The organism is Mesorhizobium sp. M7A.F.Ca.US.014.04.1.1, assembly GCF_003998745.1.
Classification (GTDB): domain Bacteria; phylum Pseudomonadota; class Alphaproteobacteria; order Rhizobiales; family Rhizobiaceae; genus Mesorhizobium; species Mesorhizobium ciceri.
In genome coordinates this window covers 9,923-25,512 of the sequence record NZ_RZRW01000015.1, presented here as the reverse complement: position 1 = coordinate 25,512, position 15,590 = coordinate 9,923, and the positions used below count along the sequence as shown (strand labels likewise).

15 protein-coding genes and 1 pseudogene are annotated in these 15,590 nt (G+C 63.3%); 9 read left to right on the top strand and 7 right to left on the bottom strand.

The genetic code is table 11. The features are described from left to right. Positions 1–100, bottom strand: a pseudogene (locus EOA22_RS38560) (fimbrial protein); the annotation flags it as partial. Between the two features lie 27 nt (positions 101–127). Here EOA22_RS38560 and EOA22_RS02145 point away from each other — a divergent pair. Together EOA22_RS02145 and rpoH are read left to right on the top strand one after the other, a co-directional pair. Next, positions 128–1,168 (top strand): RluA family pseudouridine synthase, encoded by a 1,041-nt coding sequence (locus tag EOA22_RS02145; protein ID WP_013529256.1) that lies wholly within the window; start codon positions 128–130, stop codon positions 1,166–1,168. Between the two features lie 201 nt (positions 1,169–1,369). Further along, positions 1,370–2,281 carry an RNA polymerase sigma factor RpoH gene (gene rpoH / locus EOA22_RS02140; protein WP_013529255.1) on the top strand — a complete coding sequence of 304 codons (912 nt, stop codon included), beginning with the start codon at positions 1,370–1,372 and terminating at the stop codon, positions 2,279–2,281. Positions 2,282–2,419: 138 nt separating this feature from the next. Here the strand turns inward: rpoH and EOA22_RS02135 are convergent, their stop codons facing one another. The 4 genes from EOA22_RS02135 to EOA22_RS02120 form a co-directional block, all read right to left on the bottom strand. Next, positions 2,420–3,292 carry an MBL fold metallo-hydrolase gene (locus tag EOA22_RS02135; protein ID WP_063169154.1) on the bottom strand — a complete coding sequence of 291 codons (873 nt, stop codon included), beginning with the start codon at positions 3,290–3,292 and terminating at the stop codon, positions 2,420–2,422. 143 nt (positions 3,293–3,435) lie between these two features. Beyond that, positions 3,436–4,095 (bottom strand): peroxiredoxin, encoded by a 660-nt coding sequence (locus EOA22_RS02130; RefSeq protein WP_063169155.1) that lies wholly within the window; start codon positions 4,093–4,095, stop codon positions 3,436–3,438. 224 nt (positions 4,096–4,319) lie between these two features. Then, positions 4,320–4,685 carry a cell division protein ZapA gene (locus EOA22_RS02125; protein ID WP_013529252.1) on the bottom strand — a complete coding sequence of 122 codons (366 nt, stop codon included), beginning with the start codon at positions 4,683–4,685 and terminating at the stop codon, positions 4,320–4,322. An 11-nt stretch (positions 4,686–4,696) separates the two neighbouring features. Continuing rightward, complete coding sequence (locus EOA22_RS02120; RefSeq protein ID WP_013529251.1) at positions 4,697–4,969, bottom strand: DUF4164 domain-containing protein; 273 nt, start codon at positions 4,967–4,969, stop codon at positions 4,697–4,699. Positions 4,970–5,232: 263 nt separating this feature from the next. On the opposite strand from EOA22_RS02120, the gene tkt reads away from it, so the two are divergent. The 7 genes from tkt (at position 5,233) to EOA22_RS02085 (ending at position 14,683) form a co-directional block, all read left to right on the top strand. After that, positions 5,233–7,224 carry a transketolase gene (gene tkt, locus EOA22_RS02115; RefSeq protein ID WP_063169156.1) on the top strand — a complete coding sequence of 664 codons (1,992 nt, stop codon included), beginning with the start codon at positions 5,233–5,235 and terminating at the stop codon, positions 7,222–7,224. A 158-nt stretch (positions 7,225–7,382) separates the two neighbouring features. Continuing rightward, positions 7,383–8,393, top strand: coding sequence for a type I glyceraldehyde-3-phosphate dehydrogenase (gene gap, locus EOA22_RS02110; RefSeq protein WP_013529249.1), 1,011 nt, complete (start codon positions 7,383–7,385; stop codon positions 8,391–8,393). A gap of 218 nt (positions 8,394–8,611) precedes the next feature. After that, positions 8,612–10,501: a potassium/proton antiporter gene (locus EOA22_RS02105; RefSeq protein ID WP_013529248.1), complete on the top strand. Its 1,890-nt coding sequence runs from the start codon at positions 8,612–8,614 to the stop codon at positions 10,499–10,501. Positions 10,502–10,646: 145 nt separating this feature from the next. Beyond that, positions 10,647–11,843, top strand: coding sequence for a phosphoglycerate kinase (locus tag EOA22_RS02100; protein ID WP_013529247.1), 1,197 nt, complete (start codon positions 10,647–10,649; stop codon positions 11,841–11,843). A 133-nt stretch (positions 11,844–11,976) separates the two neighbouring features. Beyond that, positions 11,977–13,002 (top strand): class I fructose-bisphosphate aldolase, encoded by a 1,026-nt coding sequence (locus EOA22_RS02095; protein WP_024502995.1) that lies wholly within the window; start codon positions 11,977–11,979, stop codon positions 13,000–13,002. Between the two features lie 164 nt (positions 13,003–13,166). Continuing rightward, a complete protein-coding gene (locus EOA22_RS02090; protein ID WP_063169157.1) occupies positions 13,167–13,907 on the top strand; it encodes a thioredoxin family protein in 741 nt (246 codons plus the stop codon). Between the two features lie 62 nt (positions 13,908–13,969). After that, positions 13,970–14,683 (top strand): SGNH/GDSL hydrolase family protein, encoded by a 714-nt coding sequence (locus tag EOA22_RS02085; protein WP_063169158.1) that lies wholly within the window; start codon positions 13,970–13,972, stop codon positions 14,681–14,683. Positions 14,684–14,703: 20 nt separating this feature from the next. Here the strand turns inward: EOA22_RS02085 and EOA22_RS02080 are convergent, their stop codons facing one another. Both EOA22_RS02080 and EOA22_RS38555 read right to left on the bottom strand, forming a co-directional pair. After that, positions 14,704–14,883, bottom strand: coding sequence for a hypothetical protein (locus tag EOA22_RS02080; protein WP_032809263.1), 180 nt, complete (start codon positions 14,881–14,883; stop codon positions 14,704–14,706). A 96-nt stretch (positions 14,884–14,979) separates the two neighbouring features. Beyond that, positions 14,980–15,590 (bottom strand): VOC family protein (locus EOA22_RS38555; protein WP_245478582.1); only part of this gene is annotated, 611 nt, incomplete at its 5' end.

Genomic DNA, 15,590 nt, shown 5'->3' with positions numbered 1-15,590 from the left:
CGAGATTGATCCCGACGAAGCGGACGAGTTTCCTGCGCACCTTTTCGGCCTCGGGGTCGAGCGGCTTATCCTGGTCTTCTTCGGCGATCGGGCTGGCCATGGCAAACAGTTCCGGAACGGTTTTTCAATGAGCGCTCATAACGAAGAGGCCCCTGAATTGATAGAGGCGGTACCGACCGTGCTGGTGGCGGATGCGGACGCGGCCGGTCAGCGCCTCGACCAGTGGCTGGCGGCAAGGCTTGGTCCGGACATGTCACGCAGCCGCGTGCAGATGCTGATCAGGCAGGGCGCGGTCTCGGTCGACGGCAAGCTGATCGATGAGACCAAGCGCAAGATGGCGCCGGGCGAAAGCGTGTCGGTTACCATGCCGGAGCCGGAGCCGGCGGAGCCGCAGGGCGAGAACATCGCACTCGATGTGCTTTATGAGGACGACGAGCTGATTGTCATCAACAAGCCGGCCGGGCTTGTCGTGCACCCCGGAGCGGGCAACTGGACCGGTACGCTGGTCAACGCGCTGATCCATCATTGCGGCGACAGCCTTTCCGGAATTGGCGGCGTGCGGCGGCCAGGCATCGTTCACCGCCTCGACAAGGAGACCAGCGGCGTCATGGTGGTCGCCAAGACTGACCGCGCCCACAAGTCACTCTCCGAGGCTTTCGCCGATCACGGCCTCACCGGCGATCTCGAACGTGCCTATCTGGCGCTGGTCTGGGGCATACCGCAGAGGCCGACCGGAAGGGTCGACGCGCCTCTCGGCCGCGCCGCCGACCGCGTGCGCCGTGCCGTGGTGCCGGAAGGACGCGACGACGCCCGCCATGCGGTCACCCACTTTGCCGTGCAGGAGCGCTTCGGCGAGAGCCAACAGGAGTTCGCCACCGCCAGCATGGTCGAATGCCGGCTGGAGACCGGCCGCACCCACCAGATCCGTGTCCACATGGCGCATATCGGTCATCCGGTGATCGGCGACCCCGATTATGGCCAGGCCTTCCGCACCAAGGCCAACCGGCTGCCGGAACCGCTGAAAAGCCAGGTCAAGGCATTTCCCCGGCAAGCTTTGCATGCCTGGCTCCTTGCATTTCGCCACCCCACTACCCATCTAACGATGAGGTTCGAGGCGCCGTTACCGAGGGACATGGAGGAACTCGTCGGCGGCTTCCGCAAACTCTGAACCCGTCACCGACAAGCCATCAAAAAACCTGACTGACATTGTTCACTTCACCGTGACACACTGTTTCGTGTTGAACAAATGCCTGTCTTTTCTGGTTTTGTTCCTGTATAAGATCCGATGTCGCGGGCGAGCCTTTTGGTGCTCGCGTCACATGCCCGCCGCGTTTCGGGGGCATCACTCCAATAGAGAGGGGGCGCTATCATGGCCCAGTCATTACCCAGTATCGTTTCCGGCGAAGGCGGCCTCAGCCGCTACCTGGAAGAAATCCGCCGCTTTCCCATGCTGCAGCCGCAGGAAGAGTACATGCTCGCCAAGCGTTATGCCGAGCATGAAGACACCTCCGCTGCGCACAAGCTCGTCACCAGCCACCTCAGGCTCGTCGCCAAGATCGCCATGGGCTATCGCGGCTATGGCCTGCCGATCGGCGAAGTGATCTCGGAAGGCAATGTCGGCCTGATGCAGGCCGTCAAGAAATTCGAACCCGAGCGCGGCTTCCGCCTCGCGACCTATGCCATGTGGTGGATCAAGGCCTCGATCCAGGAGTACATCCTGCGCTCGTGGAGCCTGGTCAAGATGGGCACGACCGCCAACCAGAAGCGCCTGTTCTTCAACCTGCGCAAGGTGAAGGGCAAGATCCAGGCGCTCGACGACGGCGACTTGAAGCCCGATCAGATCGCCGAGATCGCCACCAGGCTGAACGTTTCCGAAGCCGAAGTGGTGTCGATGAACCGCCGCCTGTCGGGCGATGCCTCGCTCAATGCCCCGATCCGGGCGAGCGAAGGTGAGTCCGGCGAGTGGCAGGACTGGCTGGTCGACGACCACGAAAGCCAGGAAGAGATGCTGATCGAGCAGGACGAGCTGGAAAACCGGCGCGGCATGCTGTCGGGCGCTCTTGCCGTGCTCAACGAGCGCGAGCGGCGCATCTTCGAGGCCCGTCGCCTCGCCGAGGAGCCGCTGACGCTGGAAGAGCTTTCGTCCGAATTCGACATCAGCCGCGAGCGCGTGCGCCAGATCGAGGTGCGCGCCTTCGAGAAGGTGCAGGATGCGGTCAAGGCCGCCGCCAAGCGCCAGACCCAGGCGCTGCGCACCATTGAGGCGCAGCCCGCAGCCTAAAGCCGGCTAAAGGCAACAAGATCTAAAGGCGGCGCCAGGAAACTGGCGCCGCTTTTTTCTTGTGTGGTTGGCGAAAGCGGAGGCGACATCCGATCTCCCCTGCAAGGGGGAGATTGCAGCTTCGCCGGCAGCGATCTCTCAAAGCCCATCCAGCGGAAACTTTAGATACCGCCGGCCATTCGCTTCGGGTTCGGGCAGCCTCCCGCCATTCATGTTGACCTGCAGCGCATGCAGGATCAGCCGCGGCATCGGCAGCGTCCTGTCGCGCGCTTCGCGCAGGGCGACGAACTCGGCCTCGCTGCGGACGGCGGCAAGATGGGTGTTGGTCGCCTTCTGTATGGCGACCGTGCTTTCCCACAAGGGTTCGCGGCCGCCGGCCTGATAGTCATGACCGACGAACACCCGCGTCTCGTCCGGCAACGCCAGTATGTCCTGGATCGAGCGCCAGAGCCGCGCGGCACTGCCGCCGGGAAAGTCCGTCCTCGCTGTGCCGCTGTCGGGCATGAACAGCGTGTCGTGGACGAAGGCGGCATCGCCGATCACATAGGTGATCGACGCCAGCGTATGGCCGGGCGAGAACAGCACCTTGGCCGGAAGCGTGCCGACCGTGAAGGTTTCGCCTTCACCAAACAGCCTGTCCCACTGCGAACCGTCGGCGGGAAAATCCGGCCAGTTGTAGATCGCCTTCCACAAATTCTGGACGTCGACGACCCTGTCGCCGATCGCTGTCGGCGCTCCGGTCTTCTCCCTCAGATAGTGCGCCGCCGAGAAATGATCGGCGTGCGGATGGGTGTCGAGGATCCATTCGACGCTCAGCCCCTGCTCGCTGACGAAGTCGAGCAGGATATCGGCATTCGTCGTTGCCGTAGCACCGGATTTCTCGTCGAAATCGAGGATCGGATCGATGATGGCGCAGCGTTTCGTCGCCTGGTCGGCGACGACATACTGGATGGCCCCGGTCGGCTTGTCGTAGAAGCCGCTGACCTGCGGCCTGGCCAAAGCTACGTCCAATTCTGGCTTCCCCAACTCTCGGTCGTCAGGAATGATTTTCTCTGACGACACCCGAGAGGAGCATGGTTGTCCGCTCGGGTGAGCCAGTCAAGTATCATTTCGCTCGCGGCGACAGGAAAGCCAAAAACTGTTCCGAGGAGCGGTCAGGCAGAGGGCTGCTTGGTCTTCCGCAGATACGGCAGGATGGTCTCATAAGCGCCGAAGCGCCTGATCGCGTCCTCGTTGGAGACGGCAGCGGTGATGATGACGTCCTCGCCCTGCTTCCAGTTTGCCGGCGTCGCCACCTGATGCTTGGCGGTCAGCCGCATGGAATCGACCGCACGCAGGATCTCATCGAAGTTGCGGCCCGTGGTCATCGGGTAGGTCAGCACCAGCTTGATCTTCTTGTCCGGTCCGATGACATAGACCGAGCGCACCGTGGCATTGTCGGCCGGTGTGCGGCCTTCCGACGTCTCGCCGGCACCGCCCGGCAGCATGTCGTAGAGCTTGGCGACCTTGAGGTCCTTGTCGCCGATCAGCGGGTAGTTCACCGAATGGCCGGTCGCCGTCTTGATGTCGTCCTGCCACTTGCCGTGGCTTTCGACCGGATCGACCGAAATGCCGATGATCTTGACGTTGCGCTTCTTGAATTCGCCTTCGAGCCCCGCCATCGTGCCAAGCTCGGTCGTGCAGACCGGCGTGAAATTCTTGGGATGACTGAACAGGATCGCCCATCCGTCCCCGATCCAGTCGTGGAATTTGATCGTCCCTTGCGTGGTCTCGGCGGTAAAATCCGGCGCAATGTCGTTGATACGAAGGCTCATGGTACATCTCCCCTGTAAACGGAACCCGTCGGCAGCGAGGAACGACAAGCGGCAACCCATGCTGCCATCGAACTGCCCCGCCCGGGCATCGTTGCATCTTAGCGCAAAAATCGTGACTGCAAGACAATATGAAACTCTTGTCGGTGGCAGGCGAGCATTTTTATGCTGCCGAATGCTCGGCACGCGGATGAGAGCCTGTTGGGCTGGACAGGAGAGATCCTGCCTCAGCTCTTGTTGACCGCCATTGTCACAGTCAGGTCTTCCATGCGCTGTGCCAGCGCGCTGAGCGCGTTGGTCAGCACGCTATCGCTCTTGTCGGCCTTGGTCAGAGCCTCGTCGCGGGTCTTGCGCAAGGTCAGCACTTCGCTTTCCATGCCCTTGACGCGTTTCTGCAACTCCGAGAGTTCATCCATCACCATGATGCCGGCCATCACGGTCAGCCGCTGATCGCCAATCTCGCCGAACGAGTCCTTCAGGTGTGAAACATAGCGGTCGAAACGTTCGGCAAGATCGATCAGATGCTCTTCCTGGCCCTCGTCGCAGGCCATGCGATACTGCTTGCCGTCGATTGAAACCGTGACCTGTGCCATCGGGCCAGCTCCTATCTGTCCAACACGGCGCGGATGGTTTCCATGGCGGTCACCAAACGTCGCGAGACTTCCTTGTTGGCATCTTCCAGCCGTTCGGCGCGCGCTTCGGAATTGTCGAGTTCCTGCGCCAGCCGCGAGCGATCGGCGTTCATCCGCTGCACCTCGGCCTCGGCTTCGGAGTAGTCGCGTTCATGCTCGAGCTTGGCCGCGACGGCGTTTTCCAGCCCCTCGATGGCCTTGCCCAGCCTCGCGATGACTTCCTTGAGTGTGGCTTCCCCGGTCATGGCCTTCGTCCTGTGCCCTGCCCATCACCGAATCGTTCACGTTCAGAACGCGTTATCCCTGAAACATTAGGCACCGGGTGAAGGCAACGTCAACAAAGCTCTCGCGACTGTCCCCCGCTAACGCTAATGTAGGTCCGCCGCCGGCATCACAAGACCGGCAAATGTGCACCCGATTTGTTGACTAAAAGCCCGCGCCTGCTATGTGTCGCGCACCCTTTTCAAGGGCTCTCCCAAGCCCCCAAACCCCCACTTCTGGAGGAACCATGACGTCGCGTGAACAACATGACCGGATGGCCAATGCGATCCGCTTTCTCTCCATGGACGCCGTCGAGAAGGCAAACTCCGGCCATCCCGGCCTGCCCATGGGCTGCGCCGACATCGCCACGGTGCTGTTCACGAAGTTCCTGAAATATGATCCGAAGGCCCCCCATTGGCCCGACCGGGATCGCTTCATCCTGTCGGCCGGCCACGGTTCGATGCTGCTCTATTCGCTGCTGCACCTGACCGGCTACGAGGACATGACGATCGACCAGATCAAGCATTTCCGCCAGTTGGGCTCGAAGACCGCCGGCCATCCCGAATACGGCCATGCCACCGGCATAGAGACGACCACCGGCCCGCTCGGCCAGGGTCTCGCCAATTCGGTCGGCTTCGCGCTCGGCGAGCGCATCATGAACGCAGCCTTCGGCAACGACCTCGTCGACCATTACACCTACGTACTGGCCGGTGACGGCTGCCTGATGGAAGGTGTTTCCCAGGAAGCCATCGCGCTTGCCGGCCATCTCAAGCTCAACAAGCTGATCGTCTTCTGGGACAACAACAACATCTCGATCGACGGCCCGGTCTCGCTTGCCGACAACACCGACCAGGTCGCCCGCTTCCAGGCCTCGGGCTGGAACGCCAGCCACATCGACGGCACCGATCCGGAAGCCATCGCCTATGCCATCGAAGCCGCTCGTCACTCCGACAAGCCGACGATGATCGCCTGCAAGACGACCATCGGCTTCGGCGCTCCAACCAAGGCCGGCACCAACAAGGCGCACGGTTCGCCGCTCGGCGCCGACGAGATCGCCGGTGCGCGCAAATTCTTCAACTGGGACTCGCCGCCCTTCGAGATTCCGGCCGACATCCTTGACGCATGGCGCGCCGCCGGTAAAACCGGCGCCAAGCCGCGCACCGACTGGGAGGGACGTCTGGCCAAGGCCGAGCCCAAGTTGAAGGCCGAGTTCGAACGCCGCCTCGCCGGCAAGCTGCCGTCGAATTTCGACGCCGTCATCGCCGACTACAAGAAGAAGCTGTCGGCCGACAAGCCGAAGGTCGCCACCCGCAAATCCTCGGAAATGGCGCTGGAGGTCATCAACGGCGCCGTGCCGGAAACCATAAGCGGCTCCGCCGACCTGACCGGCTCCAACAACACCAAGACCAGCCAGACCAAGAACATTACGCCCGACGATTACGGCCAGCGTTATGTCCACTACGGCATTCGCGAACATGGCATGGCGGCCGCCATCAATGGCTTGACGCTGCATGGCGGCCTCATCGCCTATGGCGGCACCTTCCTGTGCTTCTCCGATTATGCCCGCCCGTCAATGCGTCTGGCTTCGCTGATGGGCATCCGCTCGATCTTCGTCATGACCCATGATTCCATCGGTCTGGGCGAAGACGGCCCGACCCACCAGCCGGTCGAGCATCTGGCGGCATTGCGCGCGATCCCCAACCACAATGTCTTCCGCCCGGCCGACGCGGTCGAAACCGCGGAATGCTGGCAGATCGCCCTGGAGTCGGAAAAGACGCCGTCGACCTTGGCGCTGACCCGCCAGAACCTGCCGACGGTGCGCACCGAATTCACGGCCAAGAACCTCAGCAGCCAGGGAGCCTATGAGCTGGCCGCCGCCAGCGGCGAGGCGGCGATAACGATCTTCGCCACCGGCTCCGAGGTCGAGATCGCACTTGGCGCGCGCGAGCTGTTGGAAAAGCACGGCCATCCGACCCGCGTCGTCTCGGTTCCCTGCTTCGAACTGTTCGACCAGCAGAGCGACGACTACCGCAAGAAGACGATCGGCAATGCGCCGATCAAGATGGCGATCGAAGCCGGCATCCGCCAGGGATGGGATCATCTGATCGGCTCAGACGGCATCTTCGTCGGCATGACCCGCTTCGGCGCGTCGGGCACGATCGAGCAACTCTATCCGCATTTCGGCATTACCGCCGAGGCCGCGGCCAAGGCGGCGGAAGCCCGCCTGCACGCCAAGTAAGATTCTGGGCCAGTTCGGCGAAACCGCGAAAACGGCTTCGCCGGGCTGGCTCAACTTAATCGATTTAAATCCACGCCAGTGCGGCTGGATTCTTTCTGCTTCCGCCGCTATGAAACTGCAGACCCCTCGTCCGCCCTCCAACTCCCAGGGAGAGAATTATGACCGTCAGAGTTGCCATCAACGGATTTGGCCGCATCGGCCGCAACATCCTGCGCGCTATCCATGAATCCGGCCGCAAGGACATCGACGTCGTCGCCGTCAACGACCTCGGCCCAGTCGAGACCAATGCGCACCTCTTGCGCTATGACAGCGTGCACGGCCGCTTCCCGCATGAAGTCTCGGTATCCGGCGACCAGATCACCGTCGGCAAGGAGACGTTCAAGGTCACCGCGATCAAGGATCCGACGCAGTTGCCGTGGAAGGAACTCGGCATCGACATCGCGCTCGAATGCACCGGCATCTTCACCGCCCGCGACAAGGCAGCGGCACACCTGACCGCCGGCGCCAAGCGCGTCATCGTTTCGGCCCCTGCCGAAGGCGCCGACCTCACCGTGGTCTACGGCATCAACCACGACCAGTTGACCAAGGATCATATCGTCATCTCGAATGCCTCGTGCACCACCAACTGCCTGGCGCCGCTGGCAGCCGTGCTGCACGAAACGGTCGGCATCGAAAAAGGCATGATGACGACGATCCACTCCTACACCGGCGACCAGCCGACGCTGGACACCATGCACAAGGATCTCTACCGCGCCCGCGCCGCGGCGCTGTCGCAGATCCCGACCTCGACCGGTGCCGCCAAGGCGATCGGCTTGGTGCTGCCCGACCTCAAGGGCAAGCTCGACGGCATCTCGATCCGCGTGCCGACCCCGAACGTCTCGGTCGTCGATTTCAAGTTCATCGCCAAGCGGTCGACCACGGTGCAGGAGATCAACGAAGCGGTGATCGCCGCCTCCAACGGCAAGCTCAAGGGCATTCTCGGCGTCACCCATCACCCGAACGTGTCGATCGACTTCAACCACGATCCGCGCTCCTCGATCATGGCGCTCGACCAGACCAAGGTGATGGACGGCAATTTCGTATCGGTGCTCTCCTGGTACGACAATGAATGGGGTTTCTCCAACCGCATGGGCGACACATCGGTCGCCTTCGGCAAGACCATCGCCTGATCACAAAGCCCTCTTTTCGAGACTTGGAACGCCCGGCTTTGCCCGGGCGTTTTTCATGAGCGCAGCTTGCGCCTTCCCAAATTGTGTCCCGGGCGCCAAAACATCCGAAAATCAGCGGCATAGACCAAAAAGCCACCCTGCCGCCTTGCACTGGTCACGTCTTCGCCCCACTCTCTCGCAAAGCAGGAGACAGACAAATTTGAGGGGCTGATTTCAGGATGGAGCATGCGATCTATCTCGTCACGCTGGTCGGCACAGCGCTTGTCGTCGCCGCCGCGTTTTCGAGCCTGATCGCCTTCCGCTTCGGCGCCCCTCTTCTGCTCCTGTTCCTCTGCATTGGCCTCGCCACCGGCACCGACGGTCTCGGCATCCAGTTCGACAATGCCCGCATCGCCTATTTTGCCGGCTCACTGGCGCTGGCCGTCATCCTGTTCGATTCCGGCTTCGGCACGCCGCTCAACGCCTTGCGGCAGGCAGCCGGCCCGGCGTTGTCGCTGGCGACCTTCGGCGTAATTCTGACCACCGGCCTGTTCGGCGCCGCCGCCCACTATCTGCTCGACCTCACCTGGCTGGAATCCTTCCTGCTCGGCGCCGCCGTCGCCTCCACCGATGCGGCCGCCGTGTTCTTCCTGCTGCGTGCCGGCGAGATCAATCTGCGCGAACGCGTGCGCTCGACGCTCGAGGTGGAATCCGGCACCAATGACCCCATCGCCATCTTCCTGACCATCACGCTGGTCGAGATCATCGCCGCTCATGCCAATCCCGAGACCAACGTCCTGGTCACCAGCCTTTTCCTCGGCTTCCTCCTCAACATGGGCCTTGGCGCTGTCGTCGGCGTGCTCGGCGGCCTCGCCATCGTGCGTCTCGTCGACCGGCTCAATCTCGACCATGGCCTGCTGCCGATCTTCGTGCTGACCTTGTCGTTGATGGTCTTTGCCGCCGCCGGCGCCATTGGCGGCTCTGGCTTCCTGGCGGTCTATATCGCCGGCCTCATCTCGGGCAATTCCGATATCCGCGCCGTCACCATCCTCAAGCGCTTCCAGGACGGCATGTCATGGCTGGCACAGATCATCATGTTCCTCATCCTCGGCCTGTTCGCGACGCCCTCGCAATTCCCGGCGATCATGGTGCCGGCGGTGCTGCTCGGCCTGTTCCTGATGTTCGTGGCGCGGCCGGTCGCCGTCTGGCTCTGCCTGATCCCGTTCCGCATGCCGCGCCCCGAAGTCGCCTTTGTCTCGTGGGTCGGCCTGCGCGGCGCGGTGTCGATCCTGCTCGCCATCACCCCGCTGCTCGGCGGGCTGGAAAATGGCCGTGTCATCTTCAACACCGCCTTCATCATCGTTCTGGTTTCGCTGGTCATCCAGGGCTGGACGGTCGGACCGCTGGCGCGCCGCCTCGGTTTGATCGTGCCGGCGCGGCTCGGACCGCTGGACAAGGTCGAGCTGGAATTGCCGGGTTCGGCCCATCACGAGCTTCTCGCCTATCGCGTCGCACCCGGCAGCCCGGTGGCGCGCGGCGAGCGCATCCCACGCTGGGCGCGACCCTCGCTGGTGCTGCGTGACGGCCGTTCGATGCGCTTCCAGGACATGGGCCGGCTCGCCGCCGGCGACCAGGTCTACATTTTCGTCCCGGATCGCTATCCGCGCCTGCTCGACAAGCTGTTCGCCAGCCGTGCCGTGGTCGATCCCGAAGATGCCGATTTCTTCGGCGCCTTCGCCGTCGATCCAGCGCGCCCCGCCGCCGAACTGGAAGCAGCCTATACGCCGGGCCTGACCGAAGCGGAGCAAAAGCTCACCGTTGGAGCGCTGGTCACGGCGCGGCTCGGCGGCCATGCCGAATATGCCGACCGCGTCCTGCTCGGCCCGATAGAACTGATCGTCCGCGACGTCGACGACAAGGGGAAGATCATAGGCCTCGGCCTGTCGTTCGAGCCGACCGCGCCGGTGGCGCGGGTGCCGGTCTTCCTCAGCGCCGGAGAAATCGGCGACCGTCTTTCCGCCTTCATCCGCAATTGGCGCAAGCCGACCGAGGCGCAGGCGGACGAGGCGCGGGCGGACGAGAAACCGGCCCCAGAGCCAGCGCCGGAAAAGGCAGCAACCGAAAGCTGACAAACCCGCTATTGAGCGGAGCCATTCATCCGCCCGCCAGTGCAAGATCGTGCCCACTTCAAAATTTCGGTTCGAGCGCGCCCTAAGCCTTGCATCGTCGCCGATGCGGGGTATGGTCCCCCGGTTTTTCGCGAAAGGAACCCGCATGGCCGCCTTCAAGACACTCGACGATATCGGCAACATCAGCGGCAAGCGCGTGCTGGTGCGCGTCGACCTCAACGTGCCTGTCACTGAGGGCAAAGTCACCGACGCCACCCGCATCGAACGCATCGCACCGACCATCGCCGAGCTATCGGCCAAGGGCGCCAAGGTCATCCTGCTCGCCCATTTCGGCCGACCCAAGGATGGGCCTTCGCCCGAATTCTCGCTGGAGCCGATCGCCAAAGCCACGGCAGAAGTGCTCGGCCGCCCCGTCGGTTTCGCCTCGGATTGCGTCGGCGACACGGCCGGAAGCGCTGTCGCCGCCATGAACAAGGGCGACGTGCTGCTGCTCGAAAACACTCGCTTCTACAAGGCCGAAGAAAAGAATGACCCGGCCTTCACCGAAAAACTCGCCGCCAATGGCGATATCTTCGTCAACGACGCCTTCTCGGCCGCGCACCGCGCGCATTCTTCGACCGAGGGGCTGGCGCATCTGTTGCCGGCTTTTGCCGGCCGCACCATGCAAGCCGAGCTTGAGGCGCTGGAGAAGGGCTTGGGAAAACCGGTTCGTCCGGTCGTCGCCATTGTCGGCGGCGCCAAGGTCTCGACCAAGATCGATCTGTTGATGAACTTGGTGAAGAAGGTCGACGCGCTGGTCATCGGCGGCGGCATGGCCAACACCTTCCTCGCCGCGCGCGGCACCGATGTCGGCAAATCGCTGTGCGAGCATGATCTCGCCTCAACCGCCAAGCAGATCATGATCGAGGCGGCCGAGGCCGGCTGCGCCATCATCCTGCCGGTCGACGGCGTCGTCGCCAGGGAGTTCAAGGCGGGCGCGGCCTGCGAGACCGTCGCCATCTCCGATGTGCCGGCCGACGGGATGATCCTCGATGTCGGCGCCAAAACCGTGACGACCATCGGCGAATGGATCGACCGCGCCGCGACACTGGTCTGGAACGGCCCGCTCGGCGCCTTCGAGATCGCGCCCTTCGACCATGCGACGGTGGCGGCGGCCAAGCATGCGGCGTCGCGCACCAAGGAAGGCAAGCTGGTCTCGGTCGCAGGCGGTGGCGATACGGTCGCGGCGCTCAACCACGCCGGCGTCGCCGACGACTTCACCTATGTCTCGACCGCAGGCGGCGCCTTCCTGGAGTGGATGGAAGGCAAGCCGCTGCCCGGCGTCGATGTGTTGAAGCGCTGAGGCTCCGAGGCGATCAACACTCGGAGAGCGAACAAGGCCGCCCGAGGCTTCAATCGATTCGAGCTTTCCGATGCCATTCCTTTGGCGGTAGACTTCCGTTAAGCGCGGAACAACCGTTTCAGGAGAAGCAACAATGAGCGAACGTCTCGAAGACATTGCCGCTGCGATCGTCGCCGATGGCAAGGGCCTGCTGGCCGCCGACGAAAGTTCCGGCACCATCAAGAAGCGCTTCGACGTCATCGGCGTCGAATCGACCGCCGACAGCCGCCGCGATTACCGCGAGATGATGTTCCGCACCAGGGAGGCGATGACCCGCTACATCTCCGGCGTCATCCTCTATGACGAGACGATCCGCCAGAAGGCCGCCGACGGCACGCCGCTGGTCGACATCATCAAGGCGGCCGGCGCCATCCCCGGCATCAAGGTCGATGCCGGCGCCAAGCCGCTGGCCAGGTTTCCCGGCGACACCGTCACCGAAGGCCTCGATGGCCTGCGCGAACGGCTTGCCGACTACTACAAGCTCGGCGCCCGCTTCGCCAAATGGCGCGCGGTAATCGACATCGATATCGCCAAGGGCGTCCCTTCGGCGACCTCGATCGGCTCCAATGCTCATGCGCTCGCCCGCTATGCCGCCCTCTGCCAGGAAGCCGGCATCGTGCCGATCGTCGAACCGGAGGTGCTGATGGACGGCGCCCACGACATCGACACTTGTTACGACATTTCGAAGGCAACGCTGATCAAGCTCTATGACGAGCTCCATGCGGCGCGCGTCGTGCTGGAAGGCACCATCCTGAAGCCCAACATGGTGCTGGCCGGCAGGAAATCGGGCAAGGTGAGCAGCCCCGAAGAAGTCGCCGAAAAGACCATAAAACTGTTCCGCGAGACAGTGCCGGCAGCGGTGCCGGGCATCGCCTTCCTTTCCGGCGGCCAGGAAGACGAAGAGGCGACCGCCAATCTCAACGCCATCAACGCCATCGGGCCGCACCCGTGGAAGCTGACCTTCTCCTATGGTCGCGCGCTGCAGGCCGCGCCACAGAAAGCCTGGAGCGGCAAAGCCTCGAACGTTGCCGCCGGCCAGGCCGCCTTCACCCATCGCGCCCACATGAACCATCTGGCAGCGCTCGGAAAATGGAAGGCGAGCCTGGAACAGGCCGCCTGATCACAGTCCTTTCTTCCTCCTTCGAACCCGGGCCGATGCGCCCGGGTTTTTTGTTTGTGACTTGCAGGGCTTGGGGCGGAGCCTCTCCGTCCTTATTTCCTCTCCGGCGATGTCGGGTTGCGCCCATCCCCAACGTCCTTGGGATGACATTCAGGGAGAGGTTCATGCATCGCAACAAGATCGTTTCGCGCGAAGACTGGTTCCAGGCGCACAAGGCACATCTGGCGCGCGAGAAGGAACTGACGCGGTTTCGCGAGCGGATCGCCGCGGAACGGCGTGAACTGCCCTGGCTGAAGATCAGGAAAGACTATGTCTTCGAGACCGAACAAGGGCCAAACAGACTGACCGACCTGTTTGGCACTAACAGCCAGCTGATCGTCTATCACTTCATGTTCGGGCCGGGCTGCACCCATCATTGCGAGGGCTGCTCATTCCTTGCCGACCATATCGACGGCGCCAATCAGCATCTACGGCATCACGACGTGTCGCTGGTCGTGGTTTCGCGCGCTCCCCTGGCGGAACTTCTGCCTTACAAGCAGCGCATGGGCTGGAAGTTCGACTGGGTGTCGTCCTATGTCTCGGATTTCAACTTCGACATGCAGGTCTCCTTCACCGACAAGCAGATCGCCGCCGGCTGCACCACCTACAATTTCGAGACCCGTCCACGGACATCGAAGGAGCTTCCCGGCACCAGCGTCTTCTACAGGGACGAGACCGGCGACATCTTCCTCACCTTCATGTCGCGCGCCCGCGGCGGCGAGGCGCAGATCGGCGCCTACGACTATCTCGACATGACGCCGAAGGGCCGCAACGAGAACGGCCCCTATCACGGCCTGATGGATTGGGTGCGGCTGCACGACGAATATCAGGGCAAGCAGGCGGGGCAGGCGAGTTGCTGCGATTGAAGATCGTTCCCGTCGGCCAAAACATTCGCTAAGGCTGCCGCTGATCGTTTAACGGTACTGCCATGCGCTTCCCGGCCCTACTCTCCTGGCTCGCCTTCCCGGTCTATATCTGGCAAGGCCTCGGCGTGCGACGCCGCACCACGCGCATGCTGCCGGCGCAAGGGCCGGTCATGCACGAAATATCAGGCGCAGCACCGGCAATCTCGCTTCTGGTGCTGGGCGATTCCTCCGCCGCTTCGGTCGGCATCGGCAATTCGGAAGACGGGCTTGCCGCGCAACTCGCCGTGCTGATTTCACAAAGCACCGGCCGCGCCGTGCGCTGGCGGGCGGCCGGCTTCAATTCGGCAACGTCCGGCCAGATCCGCGACCATGTGCTGCCCAATCTGTCGGCCGATCCGTGGACGCATATCGTGCTGGCCATCGGCACCAACGACACCAAGAATTTCCACTCCGTGCCGCGCTTCAAGAAGGAGTTCGGTGGCCTGCTCTACGGCCTGCGCGCCAAATGGCCGGAAGCGCGCGTGGTGTGGTCGCCGGTGCTGGAGTTCACGCGGGCGCCAGCCATGCCGCCGCTGCTCGGAAAGATCCTTGAGATCCGCGCCACCGACATGAACCGGATGGGCGAACGCCTTTGCCTGGAGCGCGGCGCGGTGCCGGCGCCGCGCCTGCCGATCACCAATCCGGAAGCCGGCTTTGCCTCGGACGGCTTTCACGCCTCGGAAGCAGGCTACCGGGCCTGGGCCGAGCATCTGGTCGGCCCGGTGCTTGGCCATTGAGCAGCGACGACAAGTGCGTCCTACGTCAAATGCCCGAGCACGGCCGCCAGTGAAATCGCGGCCATGGCGAGCAGTGCCAGCTTCCAGAAATCACCGCGTCGCTTGAGGCCTGGCCAGCCAAGCGGCTTGATCAGTTGAATGACCATGAAACCGGCGATGACAAGGGCGAGGAATTTCGTCATGCCGCCTTTGACCAGCAACGCGCCCGGCTGTCAAAGCACGTCGTTCATTGCCTGAGAAAGAACGGACGCCGGGATCCCGAACCGGAACGCGGCGCCCTTTGACCGGCAAACGATCTACTTCAGCGGCTTGAGGCCAGCCTCGATCGAAGCGCGCTTCGGTTCGAGGAATGGCGGCAGGGCGAGGCTTTCCCCCAGCGTTTCCAGCGGCTCGTCGGCGGTGAACCCCGGACCGTCGGTTGCGATCTCGAACAGGATGCCGTTCGGCTCGCGGAAGTAGAGCGAACGGAAATAATAGCGCTCGACCTCGCCGCTCGACGGCAGCCGGAACTCGGCCAGCCGCGCCGTCCATTGATGCAGCGTTTCCTGGTCCGGCGCCCTGAAGGCAACATGGTGAACCGCACCGGCACCTTGCCGTGCCGGCGCCAGTCCCGGCTGCACCAGGACATGCAGCTCCGCCGCCGGCCCGCCCTCGCCCATTTCGAAGACGTGAACCTGGCCCTCCGGCGAGGCATAGTCGCGCGCCTTGCGCATGTTCATCACCGTGGTCACCACCGCCTCGGTGTTGGTGATGTCGGGAACGCTGATGACGATCGGCCCGAGCCCGCGGATCTGGTGCTCGGCCGGTACCGGGCTTTGCGCCCAGGGATGGCTGCCGCCCTTGCCGCCATCGCTGACCAGGCGCAGACGCTGGCCCTCGGGATCTTCGAAGTCCAGTGACGCATATC

What these genes read in the sequence shown, in the direction of transcription:
- EOA22_RS02145 (WP_013529256.1), top strand. Translation starts at nt 128, where the DNA reads ATGAGCGCTCATAACGAAGAGGCCCCTGAATTGATAGAGGCGGTACCG.
- rpoH (WP_013529255.1), top strand. Translation starts at nt 1,370, where the DNA reads ATGGCCCAGTCATTACCCAGTATCGTTTCCGGCGAAGGCGGCCTCAGC.
- EOA22_RS02130 (WP_063169155.1), bottom strand. Translation starts at nt 4,095, where the DNA reads ATGAGCCTTCGTATCAACGACATTGCGCCGGATTTTACCGCCGAGACC.
- EOA22_RS02125 (WP_013529252.1), bottom strand. Translation starts at nt 4,685, where the DNA reads ATGGCACAGGTCACGGTTTCAATCGACGGCAAGCAGTATCGCATGGCC.
- EOA22_RS02120 (WP_013529251.1), bottom strand. Translation starts at nt 4,969, where the DNA reads ATGACCGGGGAAGCCACACTCAAGGAAGTCATCGCGAGGCTGGGCAAG.
- tkt (WP_063169156.1), top strand. Translation starts at nt 5,233, where the DNA reads ATGACGTCGCGTGAACAACATGACCGGATGGCCAATGCGATCCGCTTT.
- gap (WP_013529249.1), top strand. Translation starts at nt 7,383, where the DNA reads ATGACCGTCAGAGTTGCCATCAACGGATTTGGCCGCATCGGCCGCAAC.
- EOA22_RS02105 (WP_013529248.1), top strand. Translation starts at nt 8,612, where the DNA reads ATGGAGCATGCGATCTATCTCGTCACGCTGGTCGGCACAGCGCTTGTC.
- EOA22_RS02100 (WP_013529247.1), top strand. Translation starts at nt 10,647, where the DNA reads ATGGCCGCCTTCAAGACACTCGACGATATCGGCAACATCAGCGGCAAG.
- EOA22_RS02095 (WP_024502995.1), top strand. Translation starts at nt 11,977, where the DNA reads ATGAGCGAACGTCTCGAAGACATTGCCGCTGCGATCGTCGCCGATGGC.
- EOA22_RS02090 (WP_063169157.1), top strand. Translation starts at nt 13,167, where the DNA reads ATGCATCGCAACAAGATCGTTTCGCGCGAAGACTGGTTCCAGGCGCAC.
- EOA22_RS02085 (WP_063169158.1), top strand. Translation starts at nt 13,970, where the DNA reads ATGCGCTTCCCGGCCCTACTCTCCTGGCTCGCCTTCCCGGTCTATATC.